The 15041-nt window shown below is 40.3% G+C and carries 9 protein-coding genes; 5 read left to right on the plus strand and 4 right to left on the minus strand.

What is annotated here, in order from left to right; all coding sequences use genetic code 11:
• Positions 1–62: 62 nt before the first annotated feature.
• Both NJD71_RS01395 and NJD71_RS01400 read left to right on the plus strand, forming a co-directional pair.
• A complete protein-coding gene (locus NJD71_RS01395; protein ID WP_319050138.1) occupies positions 63–1373 on the plus strand; it encodes a Y-family DNA polymerase in 1311 nt (436 codons plus the stop codon).
• A 16-nt stretch (positions 1374–1389) separates the two neighbouring features.
• Positions 1390–1815 (plus strand): LexA family protein, encoded by a 426-nt coding sequence (locus tag NJD71_RS01400; RefSeq protein WP_025645154.1) that lies wholly within the window; start codon positions 1390–1392, stop codon positions 1813–1815.
• A gap of 197 nt (positions 1816–2012) precedes the next feature.
• On the opposite strand, the gene NJD71_RS01405 is transcribed toward NJD71_RS01400, so the two are convergent.
• From NJD71_RS01405 to NJD71_RS01420, 4 genes are all read right to left on the minus strand, one after another.
• The gene (locus tag NJD71_RS01405) at positions 2013–2549 is read right to left on the minus strand and encodes a hypothetical protein (RefSeq protein WP_319050139.1); all 537 of its coding nucleotides are present in this window, start codon (positions 2547–2549) and stop codon (positions 2013–2015) included.
• An 11-nt stretch (positions 2550–2560) separates the two neighbouring features.
• Positions 2561–3763, minus strand: a complete 1203-nt coding sequence (locus tag NJD71_RS01410; protein WP_319050140.1) for an AAA family ATPase — start codon at positions 3761–3763, stop codon at positions 2561–2563.
• Between the two features lie 196 nt (positions 3764–3959).
• Complete coding sequence (locus NJD71_RS01415; RefSeq protein WP_319050141.1) at positions 3960–4622, minus strand: hypothetical protein; 663 nt, start codon at positions 4620–4622, stop codon at positions 3960–3962.
• A 201-nt stretch (positions 4623–4823) separates the two neighbouring features.
• Positions 4824–5255, minus strand: coding sequence for an HNH endonuclease (locus NJD71_RS01420; RefSeq protein WP_319050142.1), 432 nt, complete (start codon positions 5253–5255; stop codon positions 4824–4826).
• 164 nt (positions 5256–5419) lie between these two features.
• Here NJD71_RS01420 and NJD71_RS01425 point away from each other — a divergent pair, with 164 nt between their 5' ends.
• The 3 genes from NJD71_RS01425 to NJD71_RS01435 all read left to right on the plus strand — a co-directional run bounded on the left by NJD71_RS01425 (position 5420) and on the right by NJD71_RS01435 (position 15033).
• Positions 5420–8272, plus strand: a complete 2853-nt coding sequence (locus NJD71_RS01425) for an SNF2-related protein (RefSeq protein ID WP_319050143.1) — start codon at positions 5420–5422, stop codon at positions 8270–8272.
• Between the two features lie 197 nt (positions 8273–8469).
• On the plus strand, positions 8470–11628 hold the full coding sequence (locus NJD71_RS01430; protein WP_319050144.1) for a DNA methyltransferase: 3159 nt from the start codon (positions 8470–8472) through the stop codon (positions 11626–11628).
• Positions 11629–11631: 3 nt separating this feature from the next.
• Positions 11632–15033, plus strand: coding sequence for a DEAD/DEAH box helicase family protein (locus NJD71_RS01435; protein ID WP_319050145.1), 3402 nt, complete (start codon positions 11632–11634; stop codon positions 15031–15033).
• Positions 15034–15041: the final 8 nt, after the last annotated feature.

The raw sequence follows: 15041 nt of genomic DNA on the forward strand, positions 1-15041 counted from the left end.
ATCACGTAAATACTCGTGATTGGTTATGCTTTTTTTTATGCCATCCACCTACTGAGACAGCCATGTATGCTCTTGTTGATTGCAATAGCTTCTATGCCAACTGTGAGAAGCTCTTTCGCCCTGATCTAAGAGGTAAGGCAGTGGTCGTACTGTCTAACAATGATGGCTGCGTGGTCGCTCGCTCCAGTGAGGCAAAACAGCTCGGTATCAAGATGGGTGTGCCGTACTTTCAGGTTAAAGACTTCTGCGAGAAGAACGACGTTACCGTATTTAGTTCAAACTACACTTTATATGCTGATATGTCTCACAGAGTCATGAGCACCCTTGAGAAACTGTGTCCTACCGTTGAAGTCTATTCTATCGATGAGGCTTTTTTATATTTAGCCGATTATCCGACTGCCATGACTGATCTTGATAGCTATGGGCGTAAGCTCAAAAGCATCGTTGAGCAGTACACCGGCATTCCAGTATGTGTGGGTATGGGTAGTACTAAGACCATGGCGAAGCTTGCCAATTATGCTGCTAAAAAGCACCCCGCTACTAAAGGCGTCTGCGTGCTAGATAATCTTCGATGGATCAGACGTATCATGCAGATCACCGATGTTGGTGAGGTATGGGGCGTGGGTCGTCGTTACAAGGTCAGACTCAATAAGATGGGTATTCATACGGTTTATCAGCTCGCCGTCTGTGAGCCTGCGAAAATAAGACAGCACTTCGGTGTGGTACTCGAGCGCACCTGCTTAGAGCTTAATGGTCAAAGCTGTCTTGGTATTGAGGCGGTAGAGGCTAAGAAGCAGATTATCTCTTCTCGCTCTTTCTCCACTCGCATTAGCTGCCCCGATGAGCTGAGTCAAGCAGTCTGTAGTCATGCGGCAAAAGCGGCCAGCAAACTACGTAAACAAGACAGCGTCTGTCATTACTTAAGCGTCTTTGCTAAGAATAGCCCGTTTAGTCAGACAGAGAGTTATACCTCTATATCTGGTCAATGTCAGTTTATAACCCCGACCGCTGATACTAGAGTGATGGTAGCCGCTGCTCGGCAGATACTGACTCAGATCTTTAAAAAAGATGTTCGCTACGCCAAAGCGGGCGTCATGCTCTTTGATATCTGCCCGCATGATGAGGTACAGCCTGACTTGTTTGCACAGAGTAATAGTGACAACAAAACAAGTGAACAAAGCACATCAAAGAGCGCAGAGGTCATCGCGGTAATGGATCAGCTGAATAAAAGGTATGGCCAAAACAGTAATCAGCAAGCAGCAGTGTTTATCGCAAGCGAAGGAGTTAAGAATAAGCAAAAATGGCAGATGAGCCGAGACATGCTATCGCCGTGCTATACCACAAACATCAACCAAATACCCAAAGTAGATTAAACCAGAGGTGGACTCAATGACGGTTAAGATAATAGGAAGGCTCACCGATGAAGGTGAGACGGTATTGCTATCTTTATACAGCGATAGAGTCAAAGCAGGCTTTCCAAGTCCAGCAACAGACTATGTGCAAAACCGCATTGATCTAAACACACTGCTTATTCATAGCCCGACAACGACTTACTTAGTGGAAGTTGAAGGCGATAGCATGATCGATATGGGTATCTATCCCAATGATATTCTAATTGTGGATCGCTCATTGAGCGCTAGGAACAAAGACATTGTGATTGCACTAGTCGATGACGGCTTTACCGCCAAGCAGCTGATACTCGGTGAGCATATTATCTTGCGAGCCCATAACGAAAATTATGCAGATATCGTGGTGAAAGGATCGCTTGAGCTGTTTGGGGTGGTGGTGAGTAGTGTTAGGCGGTTTAAGCGGTGAGATTATTCAAACAGTAATATGACTAACAAAGCCACTCTAGTATTTAATAATAGGAAACTTTAATGAATCTGAGCTTTATATTTTTTAATCGACCATAATTTTAAAAAGTTAGTATAGTGTGGGTAGCAAGTGAGATTGCCGAGTGGATTGAGAGCAAGATAGCTGCTCGCTCAATATAACTGAGCGTCATAACCGCTTTACGTAAAGGTAAAGCGGTTATTTTTTTGTGTTTTACCTAACAGTGAACACAGCTGTTTAATCGTAGTATGAGTGCTTTGATCGAGTACAGGCTTTGAAAATAAAGGCTCATAGCTTTTTGGCAGAGCAGGATTATCTGACAATTGCGGGTGTAATGCGCTTTTGCATTTTTGCGCAGTATGGGGAATATTTTGCCCCAGTACGCTCAGCAACATACCTTCTAAGCATAGCGGCGTTGAATATAAGATGGTAATTCCCGAATCTTTAGCTGCTTTAATATCTTGTTGCCTAACAGGGACATCACTATCCATCAAGATGAACTTTTGATCGTAACCAACATGACGGCTCTTTTTAACAGTGTCTTTAATAATATCGTGCGGTGACCCGCCACTTGAAAAATCCAGAGTGATTTTACTACCAGAGCACCTTTCATGATAAATACCTTTCATATGACTCAAAAATGCCTTGTCATGTTCACCTTCTCCCATTACAAGTAAGGTGGTTTTGTTGACTGACCTAGGTTTACGCTTTGCCATAATCTAGCCCCTTATAGATTTGGTATCGCGTCAAACGCGCCAGCCATATACTTGGCGTAAAGGTTATCGTCATTACGAACGCCTTCCATCTCATCTAATCGCCAAGCTTCTGAAGCCTGCTCATATTTTTCGACCAAATATATTTGATGCTTATTCAATAGATTAAATACCTCTGGGGTATGGCAACTAAAAATAAGCTGAGCATTATGAGGGTTATGATGCAATGAGCGAAACAAATCAAAAATGGCAGGTAACAGCAGTGGGTGTAGGTCGTTATCAAGCTCATCAATAATGGCTACACCACCGTTTTTGAGAACAGGTAGTATTAGCCCAAGCAAGCTATAGGCTGATTGCGTACCATTAGACTCTTCATAAATCATAAGCTCAAATGAGTCATCACCGACTTTATGCACACCAAAAGGAAGCAGTATCTCTTGCTGCTTACCCTCGTTTACCGTCATCACGCTTTTTATATTAATCTCGTCTATGCCTGTATCAAACTGACAAAGTAGCTTTTCAGCGGTTTGTTTTAAGTCGTCATCCTTAGCAAACAACTCAGTCATCTCAGGTATAGACTGGCTAAGACTGCCAAGCCTACCCATTGAGACGACATTGGTTTTATAGCCTTCAAACATCTCAATGATTGCTTCTGCCAGTGGCTCATCAAGCAAATTGGCATAACTGATTAAGGAGGCATTTTTTTTCACGTCATCTGCAAGTGATGGGATAACAAAGCTGCGATGCTTATAAACCATCTCATCACCATCATAGTGACGGCTGAAAACGTAGCTAAATAAGCGACTGGTCTTTTTATATAGAGCTTCATTGATTACGCGGCTTTGGATAAGCGTTAGCTCGTAGCGATACTCCTCATAAACACCATCAGCATTTTTGAGTAAAAAACCCATCTCAAATTCAGAGGTATTGTTTTGGTTTAGCGCAAAGGGGCTATACGGGATACTGTCTTCTGAATCAAGGCTGCTGGTAGAGCCACAGATAAACCAGCGCAAGAACGATATTGCTTTTAGCAGCTGTGTCTTACCAGAGCCATTCGCACCTAAAACGGCAGTGACTTTATTGAGCCGATACTGGTCATGCGCGGTATCGATGTAAAAGTCATAGTTAGACTCAGTTGGTTGCTTACCCAGCGTAAACGATATTTCCGTTGATTCTGGGTAAGAGTAGAAATTATCAAAACGAATATAAGTGATCATAGTCAGCCGTTTTTAACGATATTTTGTGGTTTATAGGCTACGATAGCATAAATAACGTTTTAGTATCTAGCTATATAGGATGTGTTACTCTAATAAAGGCATTAAAAAACTGCCTTCTACATAAGTAAAAGGCAGCCTGTGAGTATGTAATTACATTAGCAGTATGCTGAAAAAATACTTTCAACTGCTTTCCTATCTATAAAAATTGACCAAAGTAGCTATCTACCCAGTCTTTTAAACTTGATGCCCCACTTGCAGTATAAAAAGTGTCATCGGGAACATCTCGCGCTTTTACTAAATGAGCTTGGTTAGGGATATGATCAGCTAGATAAAAATAGATATTACTGTCTTTGTCGTATTGTACAAGGTTGCCATTTGATTCAGTTGCAATTGTGGCTAACCTTAAAAACTTTTCATTAGGGCTAGTGTGACTAGCTTTACATTTGTCCATATAATCAGCTTCAAAGCTACCAAGCCCAAAAATAGTTTCACTAACTAAAAAAACATTGTTATAGGGGAGTAGATCTTTATTGCTATCCATAGAGTAAGAATCAATAATAGAGCCAAACCACTGATATAGCTCAAGATGTAATTGATTTATACTATTTATCTCTACTTGAATAGAGCTACCTATCTTTGTAAGAAAGCCTGTACCATGATCAGGCATCTCGAAGAACCTAAACTCACCTTGCTCAGAATAAAGCTTAGTAACCACTGAGTTTTTAAATAATGAATAATCATATATTGCATCATCAGGTAGTGATTCGAAGTATTCACTAGCTGGTAGTATTTTAGTCTCTTGAATATGCTCTAAAAAGTACTGTGAGCTATTTTGGTATGATAAAAATATACTGTTCATTTTCCATCCTATTAGCTTTTAAGACCACCTAAAAATATCAGTACGCCAACTACCATCATGACTAGACCAACAGGTGGAACAACCACCATAGCCGCCAGACCAAAGAAAAGTAATACAAACCCAAAAGACTTTTTTCCAATGAAAAAAGAAACTACTATTACTGCTAGTACGGCTAAGATTAAACCCAACTTTCAGCCCCTTTTAGTAGTTGATAAGGTTTCTAATTTCTCTAGCTAACGCTTGTCCTGAGTACTTCATGGTTAGATCATTTATAATGGCGCTTTTTTTAGAATTGCACGAACGGCAAAGTACTTGAAGATTGGTTATTGCGTTCGTACCATGTGCTTTTTGGGGTACAATATGGTCGATCGTTACAGTTCCCTCAGATCTACTCAGTGTTTGTCTACATCCTCGGCAGCTATGTATGTCACCTGGATTAGATTTAAAATAAATGTCACGGTAGTTACTACCAGCTGAGTTATTAACTACCTTTTGTACACCAGAAAAAAATTTGCCTATCATCGAGATTTGCTCCTTAAAGGGTATAAATAGCTGACTTATGTTTTTTCTATTGTAACAGTATTGTAATAAAAAAACTATATTTACAAGACTTTTGTTGCTAGAACATATCATTCTTTAAATTTGGACATGATCAAGTATTATTCTAAAGTTATAGTAAAAATATAATCAGGTGATAGACTGATCTATTTGTTTCACGATTTAATAAATAGTCTTTCGACCACTGCCAATCATTATAGCTATCCTTTACTACCGTATACGACAAGTGCTGTAATTCTATGAAAAATATAACCAACCACCAGCTCAAATATTTTGCTTGGGAAATTACTAAGCAGCGGAGCAGCTCCGATGACGCGCGTATTGCGCAGTCGCTATTCGATGCTCAGGTTGACGTAAACCCACACCAGATCGAAGCCGCTTTATTTGCGCTTGGTAACCCTTTAAGCCGAGGTGTTGTCTTAGCGGACGAAGTAGGTTTAGGTAAAACTATTGAAGCGGCTTTAGTGCTTTGCCAATACTGGGCAGAGTATCGCAGACATTTATTGATTGTTTGTCCAGCATCGTTGCGTAAGCAATGGGCGTTAGAGCTGCAAGATAAATTTAACTTACCCGTACAGGTGTTAGATGCTACCACTTGGAGGAAGCTACGCGAAGACGGTGTCTATAATCCTTTTGAAAATAAAAAGATTACGGTTATCTCGTATCCGTTTGCTACTCGTATGGAGCATGAGCTGGCAAAGATACCTTGGGACATGGTTGTTATTGACGAGGCACATCGATTGCGTAATGCTCATCGTCCTAGTAACAAAACAGGCAATAGCTTCAAGAAATCTTTAGTTGCGCGCAGTAAACTACTCTTAACAGCAACGCCTTTGCAAAACTCATTAATGGAGCTATATGGACTGAGCACTATTATCGATGAGCACCTTTTTGGAGATGATAAAGCGTTTCGCCGTCAATACGTCAATCAAGATAACTTGCCAGCACTAAAGCGTCGCTTAGATCAATTTGTGCATCGTACGCTACGTAAAGACGTTTTGGAGTATATCCCTTATACCAAGCGTCATGCTTTGACTGTACCTTTTACGCCGAGTGATATAGAGCAACGTTTGTATGACCAAATCAATAGCTATTTACAGCGCGAGTTTAGCTATGCCTTTCCTGTACAACAGCGTCATCTCATTACTATCGTTTTGCGTAAACTGCTTGCTTCATCTACAGCTGCGGTTATCGCAACATTAGAGTCAATACGTACTCGCTTGCAAGCTCTTTTAGACAATCAAACCATTGATGCTGAATGGATAGAGCATTTTATTGCTGATGAAGATATAGATGAAGAGCTTATCGAAGAGGATGAGGACGAGTATAGCGAATATGAAAATCGCGGCGTTGATGCAGATTTGCTTAAATCTGAGATTAAAGAGGTCGATCATTATCTTGCTTTAGCTCATGAAATTGATGAAGACCGTAAGTCTTATGCGCTATTGACAGCATTGGAGCGCGGCTTTGCTCGTATGTTTGAAATGGGTGCACCAAAAAAGGCCGTGATATTTACTGAGTCACGCCGTACGCAAACCTATCTTTTAGAGTTTTTGCAGTCTCATGGTTTTGATGGCAAGGTAGTTGCTTTTAACGGTAGTAATAATAGCCCAGTCAATACAGGTATTTATCATAGGTGGTTAGCTAAACATGTCGGCAGTGATAGAGTAACAGGCTCATCCTCAATAGACAGACGTACAGCGTTGATCGATTACTTCAGAGATGACGCTGAGATTATGATTGCTACTGAAGCGGCAGCAGAAGGGGTTAACTTACAGTTTTGCTCTTTAGTCGTGAATTATGATTTACCATGGAATCCACAAAGAGTGGAGCAGCGTATTGGTCGCTGTCATCGCTATGGCCAGGCCTTTGATGTTGTCGTAGTGAACTTTATTAATGAGCGCAACGCTGCTGATAAGCGAGTGATGGAGCTGCTTAGTGAAAAGTTTGATCTATTTGAAGGTGTATTTGGCGCATCGAACGAGATACTAGGGTCGATAGAGAGTGGTATTAATTTTGAGAAGCGTATTCTTGAGATCTACGATAAATGCCGTACAAATCAAGAGATAGAAGCAAGCTTTAATCAGCTTCAGTCTGAGCTTGAAGCCCAGATTAATCAAAAAATGCTACAGACTCGCGACTTACTACTTAAGCACTTTGATGCAGATATACACGAATTGCTGAAGATCCATAAGCAGCGAGCTGAAGAACAGCTTGATCGTATCAGTAACTTTTTTTGGACGATTAGCCGAGCACTACTCACGCCCTATGCTGACTTTCATCCTAATCAGTTAAACTTTACGCTGCATAAATCACCTACAGTAGATATAAAGGTTGGTAGCTATCAGCTAATCCGTAAAGGTGAGTCTGTACCAGATAACACCTATATATACCGTCTCACGCATCCACTTGGTGAGTATGTGCTAAACAAAGCAAAGCATTTGCCGACCGAGACTGCGCAGATAAACTTTGATTATAGCAATTATGATAAAAAAGTATCCAGCCTTGAGCCATTAGTAGGGCAGTCAGGGTGGCTATCGCTAAGCTTATTATCATTAGATTCATTTGCGAAAGAAGAGCATTTGATACTGACAGGAATGACTGACAATGATACCGTCTTAGATACTGATATCTGTGAACGCATTTTACGTTTAGATGGAATAGTGGCTGAAGATACAATAACGACAGCTATTCCGAAACTGTTCACTGATACAATCGAGTTTCAGCATGAAAACAAGCTGAGCGAGGCGCTTGATAATAATCAGGTGTTTTTTAAACGTGAGCAAGAAAAGATTGAGCAGTGGGCAGATGATCATATGGCATCGGCTGAATCAGCACTTGATGATATTAAGCTCAAAATACGTAGTCTAAAGCGAGAATCGCGCCAAGCCAGTACTATCGATGAGCAAAAGCAAAAGCAGGAACAACTCAAAAAGGCAGAACGTGAGCAGCGTAAACTTCGTCAAAATATCTTTGATGTGACTGATGAGATTGAGGACAGACGCGATACCTTAATAGAAAACCTAGAGCAGATGATGCACAAAAAAAGCCAGTTTGAAACGTTTTATCACATCCGCTGGCAGATATGCTGAAACCGTTTTTCACTAGCACGGTTTATATTTTTTAAGTTATCAAAACCCTGATCTGCTATAATATTTGGTTAATTTTTACTCTCTTAGAGCTAGCTTGGTGTGAAGCACTAAAACCAAGCTGGCTCATTTTGTCATGGACACTATGACAAAATACTGCGCTAGCAACATAGAAACATAGAAACATTGAAGGATGACTCATGAGCCAATACGCTAATCTCAATCAAAAACTAAAAAACATCTTTCAAATTGATCGCCCTGATCTTGATTTTGGTATCTATCGCATCTTGAATGCTCGTCGTCGTGAGATTAGCGATTATTTAGATAATCGTCTGAAAACCAAGGTAGAGACCTATTTAGCAGACGCAAAAAGCGATGTACATGACAGTCAGCTAGAGAGCATAACCAATCAGATCAAAGAAGAGTTTGGTAAGCGTGCCTTTGATGAGGCAGGTAACTTAGTCAACGATGCCGCTATCGAAAGCTCACTTGGACAGCAGTACCAAGAGCTACGTGATCATAGCGACAACAGTTTTGATCAAGCGCAAGTGTTTAGTCATCTATATACCTTTTTTAGTCGCTATTATGATGAGGGCGACTTTATCAGTCAGCGCCGTTATAAAGGCGACACCTATGCCATTCCTTACTCTGGCGAAGAGGTGATGCTGCATTGGGCGAATAAAGACCAGTACTATACCAAGTCAGGTGAGATGTTTAGCAACTACCGTATTCGCTTCAATTCGATAGGTGAGTCAGACAAATCCGTCTTATTCCGTTTGTTATCTGCTGATACGGCGAAGGATAATCAAAAAGACAATGATAAAAACCGTCGCTTCGTTATTCTCTCTAAGCCAAAGACGGTAACTCGTACCGATGAAGAAGGCGAGGAATATGAGGAAACCGTACATCCTATAGAGCTTAATGACGCTGGTGACGAGCTGACCGTTTGGTTTGAATACGCGGTTATGGACAGTAAGGCTAAGCAAGATAAGCTCAATACAGAAGCTCATGGCGATATATTGGCAAATACCAAAGTCGATACAGCATGGGCTACCTTACTCAAACATCCAGCACCAACTGAAAAACAGGCTGATCGTGACTTACTGCGTAAGCATTTAGACACCTATACGCAAAAGAACACGGCCGATTATTTCATTCATAAAGACTTGGGTAAATTCTTAAATAACGAGCTGGACTTCTATATCAAAAATGAAGTCATGCATTTAGACGATGTGGTTAATAGCTCAGGCTTTATAGAGATAGAGCGCCAGCTTGCGCTGATTAAATGCTTACGTAAAATTGGTCGTGAGTTGATTGATTTCCTAGCATCGCTTGAAAACTTCCAGAAGAAGCTATGGCTGAAGAAAAAGTTTGTGGTATCGAGTCATTACTGCATTACTTTGGATCGTGTCGATGAAGACTTATATGATGATATTGCCAATAATCCTGAGCAGTGGCAGCAGTGGGAAGACTTGGGGCTAAAAGTAGAAGATGATTCTGTCTCAGATTGGGGTAAGGTTGCTTATTTGGAGTCGCATTCTTATCTGATGGTAGATACCAGTTTGTATGATACTAGCTTTAAGGCAAAGCTGGTTAATACGATTAATGATCTTGATGAACAGACTGATGGTTTGATTATTCATGGTGATAACTTTCAAGCTCTAAATTTATTGCAGGAAAAATACCAAGAAAAAATCCAATGTGTATATATTGACCCACCATATAATGCGCCTAATAGTGAGATTGCTTATAAAAATAACTTTAAACACTCTTCATTTCTATCTTTAATTGACAGTAGGCTTGAGCTATCAAAAAACCTGATAAATAAGACAGGGGCTCATGTTGTAGCAATTGATAAGCATGAAGTAAATGGTGTCAATAGGCTAATAACTGAGCATTTCCCAAATAATAATAATACTGTTGTATCTGTTGAACATAATAGAAAAGGTGTAATGGGAGATTTTTTTTCATACACTAATGAATATGCTATTTTTTCGATTTCAGAATATAGAAAAGGTTTGAATAAGGTTCAACGAGATCCCAAGGATTTTGAGTATTCTAATTTCAGGAACTGGGGAGGTGAGTCTTTAAGAACTGATGCAGCTAATTGCTTTTATGCAGTATATGTGAAAGATAGCGAAGTTATTGGTTTCGGAGATGTTTGGTTTGATGAGTCCAGGCATCCAGAAGGAGCAAACGTTCAGCAGGCTGATGGCTCTATAGCTGTTTATCCGATAGATAGTTCAGGAATTGAAAGAAAGTGGAGATATGAAAGAGGTACTGTTGAAGGTATTATCAATAAGCTAAAAGTGGATATAGATAAGAAGACTGGTGTAATCCAAATTAAATTAGCTAAGACAGATGATCAGTTTAAAACAGTATGGTATGGACCGAAATATAATGCAGGAGATAATGGTACTAGGCTGTCTAAAAGAAATATGGGTCTTGACTTGAGTCAGTTTGATTACCCTAAATCTGTCTTTAATACTAAAGATGCAGTTTATGCGGTAAGTGATAGTGACGATATTGTCTTAGATTATTTTGCAGGGTCTGGTACCACAGCTCAGTCTATTATAACTCTGAACCGAGAACAAAATTTAGAGGATCCAAATTATTTAGATAGAAAATATATTCTTGTTGACCAAGGTGAATATTTTGACACTGTACTTAAGCCACGTATTCAAAAGGTAATATATAGTGCCGAATGGAAAGATGGTCAGCCGTTATTACCTAAAAAAATAGAAGATGAAGCTAATCCGTATCAAGGCATTGGCCATTGTCTAAAGGTTGTCAAGCTTGAAAGCTATGAAGATACGCTCAATAACTTGGAGCTGAACCGTAGTCAAGCCCAAGAAGACTTGTTTGGTGACCTAACACCTGCTCAACAAGACGACTATCTCATGCACTATATTCTCGATATCGAGAGCAAGAACTCGCTACTTAATGTAGCTGATTTTGCCAATCCTTTTGATTATCAGCTCAAGATAACTGCCGATAGCGCTGGTGCTTATACGGTACAAAATATTGATCTTATTGATACCTTTAACTATCTCATAGGGCTAAAGGTTAGAAATATAGACTATCAGCTAAGACAGGGGTACGTGCAGGTGGTTGGGCATCTGCGGACAGGTGAGTTTGTGACTGTGTTCTGGCGCGATGTTGAAAAGGTTAATTACGAGACATTAGATAAAATAATGAATAAGCTATCTATCAACCCGAAGGACGAAGAATATAAGTATATTTACGTCAATGGTGATCACAATATTAATAGTAAATTGATCAAAAAAGCTGATGGCAGTAGTGAAATTAAAGTCCGCTCAATAGAGCAGGTATTCCTTGAGCGCATGTTTGCAGAGTAAGTTATGGCTAATAGCAGTAAAACAAAAAGCAAAAAAATAAACTTTCATGAGCAGCTGGTATTGACGCAGTGGCTATGGTCAAAGTTTAACCCGAGCAGTATCGAAGGGATGCAGGTGCTTTTAGACTCACCTGAATACCAAGGTATAGAGCATGAAGGTGACAATGCAGGTCAAACCAAGTTTTTTACTGAGCTGACTAGTAGAGACTTAGTTGGTAAGCAGGCTTTAGATATCGACACGTTAAGGCGCTATGATAGAAATATTGTGCGTCACTGGCTACAGATCAGTGAGGCTCGTAATGAGAAGGAAAACAGTGAACTAAATCCTAAGTACTTTCAGTATTTATCACTGCTATTTACTGAGTACTATTTAGATCACTATTTTAACCACACGGATCAGATGCTAGCTGAGCTTAACGATACGCTTGCCGCCTACAACACGGATAAAAACGACAGCGAAACCCTTCAGCCCTACGTCGCTGAAGATCTAAACAAAGTAGCGTATTGGAGCGCTACAGGTAGCGGTAAGACGCTCTTGATGCATGTCAATATTTTGCAGTATCAATACTATATCGAGCAAGCGGATTATACCGATAAGATTGAGCAAATCATCCTACTGACACCCAATGAGGGTTTGAGTCGGCAGCATTTAGAAGACTTTGCGTTATCTGGCATCGATGCCATGATATTTAATAAATATAGATCTCGCGACCAATTCTTAAGTTATGTGCAAATTATTGATATCAATAAACTCGCTGATCGAGATGGTGATAAGACAGTAGCGGCTGAGTCTTTAGAAGGTCAAAACCTTGTACTGATTGATGAAGGTCATCGCGGTACTAGCAGTGGTGGCGTGTGGATGGGCTACCGTGATACTTTGACCAAAAACGGCTTTAGCTTTGAGTACTCAGCAACTTTTGGGCAAGCGATTAATAAGTCCAACAACGTCATTAAGCAAGAAGAAGACGAGCAAAAAAGCAAAGCGAAAATGCTATATGGTACTAGAGCCTTAACCAAGCTTGATAGCGCGCAGCTAAAGTCACTAGCACTGGACGAGCTTGAAAAGCAAAAGGCACGCCGTGAAGCACTGCGTGAAGTCTATGCCAAAAACATCTTATTTGATTACTCTTATAAATACTTTTACCAGGATGGCTATGGTAAAGAAGTCAATATCCTTAATATGAAAGAAGGCGAAAGCCGTGACAGTCAGCAGCTCTACTTAACCGCCTGCTTACTGAGCTTTTATCAACAGCAGTACCTGTATGCTCATAATGTAGCTCGTCTTAAACCCTTCAAAATCGAAAATCCACTTTGGGTATTTGTCGGTAACAAGGTCAACGATGACGATTCAGATATTTTGACCATCGTTAAATTTTTGGCAGACTTTTTGGATAGTCGTTCTAAGGCTAAAACAATAAGCTGGCTTCATGACTTTATAACCAATACTTCACGTCTGGTCGATAACAAGGGCAATAACATCTTCCTTAATCGCTTTACTGCTTTACACGGCAAAAAGGCAGAAGTTATTTATCAAGATATCCTTAGCCTGTTCTTTAATGCCAGTAGTAATGAACGCTTAAACGTCATTCGCATCACTCAAAATACCGGTGAGCTGCGCTTGCAAGTGGGTGAAAATGAGCCATTCGGAGTAATAAACGTAGGTGATGAAAAAGGACTATTCGATCAGTGCGAAAAACTGATAGAGAGCCATTATCTAAATGCGCGTACGGATGCATTTAACCCATCGCTATTTGACACTATTAACGATGACAACAGCAAAACCAATCTACTTATCGGCTCACGTAAGTTTACTGAAGGCTGGAGCAGTTGGCGTGTCTCTACCATGGGTCTGCTGAACATGGGCAAAGGGGAAGGCTCGCAAATTATTCAGCTGTTTGGTCGTGGCGTACGTCTAAAGGGGGAGGATTACTCCCTTAAACGCACTCCGCACAACATATATAGCCGAGGTGAGTATCAAGACTTGCATCTTGATCTATTGCAAACCATCAATATCTTTGGCTTGCATGCTGACTATATGGAACAATTCCGTGAATACCTAAATGATGAAGGGATCGTTCTAAATCAGGATCTAGTGACGCTAGACTTTAAGACCAATCGTATCAAAGCGCCGCATCGGCTCAAAACTTTGACGCTTAAAGACGGTTACAAAGACAATCAGCCAAACGGCTTCAAAGCGCAAATGAAGCTATCGCTGTTTGAGATACCTAAACAGTATCAGGGTAAAATCAAAAAGCCTTTTGTCGTGCTTGACTTATACCCACGTTTGCAGGCTTATCATACCGATAAACGCAAACGCAACGACGACCTACAAGATAAGCGCCAAGAGCAAGAGATATCACCGAGTATCATGCCATTCTTTGATTTTGATTGGCTGTATTTGCAGCTACAAAAGTACAAGATGCAGCGCGGCTATACCAATATTCGTATTGATCTTAAAGATCTACGCGCATTTTGCTGTAAACCAATAAAAAATACCCATGACGATTGGTATAAGCTACTAGTAGATAGCGAAAAGCTCACCCAAGATGTGAGCGGTATTCGCTTTCAACAAAGCGTTCTGCTAGAGCTACTACAAGCCTACATGGACAGATTTTATAAGACCATGAAAAACGCGTACGAAGGTCAGTACTACGAAGTGACTGAGTTTGAAGTAGGCGATGATGATTTGCCCGTACATATGTGTGACAAATACGTGTTTACATCAAAAGAAGGTCAGAATAGCGAAGCCCAAGAATACTTTGAGCGCCTTGATAAGCTACAAGAGATTGTCAACAAAGGGCAACTGGATAAGGTCAAATGGGAAGATGGTAGCCTGCGTACCGTCGTATTTGATAAGCATCTGTACTATCCTTTGTTTAGTAAAAATGATGACAGTTTACCGTTTACGTGGTCGCCTGCTGTTTTTGATTATGATAGGAAGGGCGAGAGCAGTGAGGTCAAGTTTGTTGATGATTTGCAGCAGTATATCAATTCAGCTAAACAAATCGATGTGCTAAAGGATTATCACGTCTATTTATTACGTAATCCTGATAACCGTTACAAAGGATTAGGTTTTGCATTGGCAGGTAATTTTTATCCAGACTTCTTGTTATGGCTTATACATAAAGAGACAGGACAGCAGTATCTAACATTGATTGATCCTAAAGGTATTCGTAACATGAGTACCGATGATGCTAAGATTAATCTGTATAAGCAGATTAAAGAGCTTGAGAGCCAGTTAGACAATGATCTTGTACTCAATAGCTTTATCTTAACCCCCACACCGCTAAGAGAGCTTATCAATAACTCACTTAGCGAAAACGAGCTAAAAGAGCGTAATGTATTATTTATGGTAGGCAATCAGACAGCTTATTTGGATGATATGTTTAGTGGGATATTGGGTTAAATAATGTC

This window comes from Psychrobacter sp. PP-21 (assembly GCF_033790785.1).
Lineage (GTDB): Bacteria > Pseudomonadota > Gammaproteobacteria > Pseudomonadales > Moraxellaceae > Psychrobacter.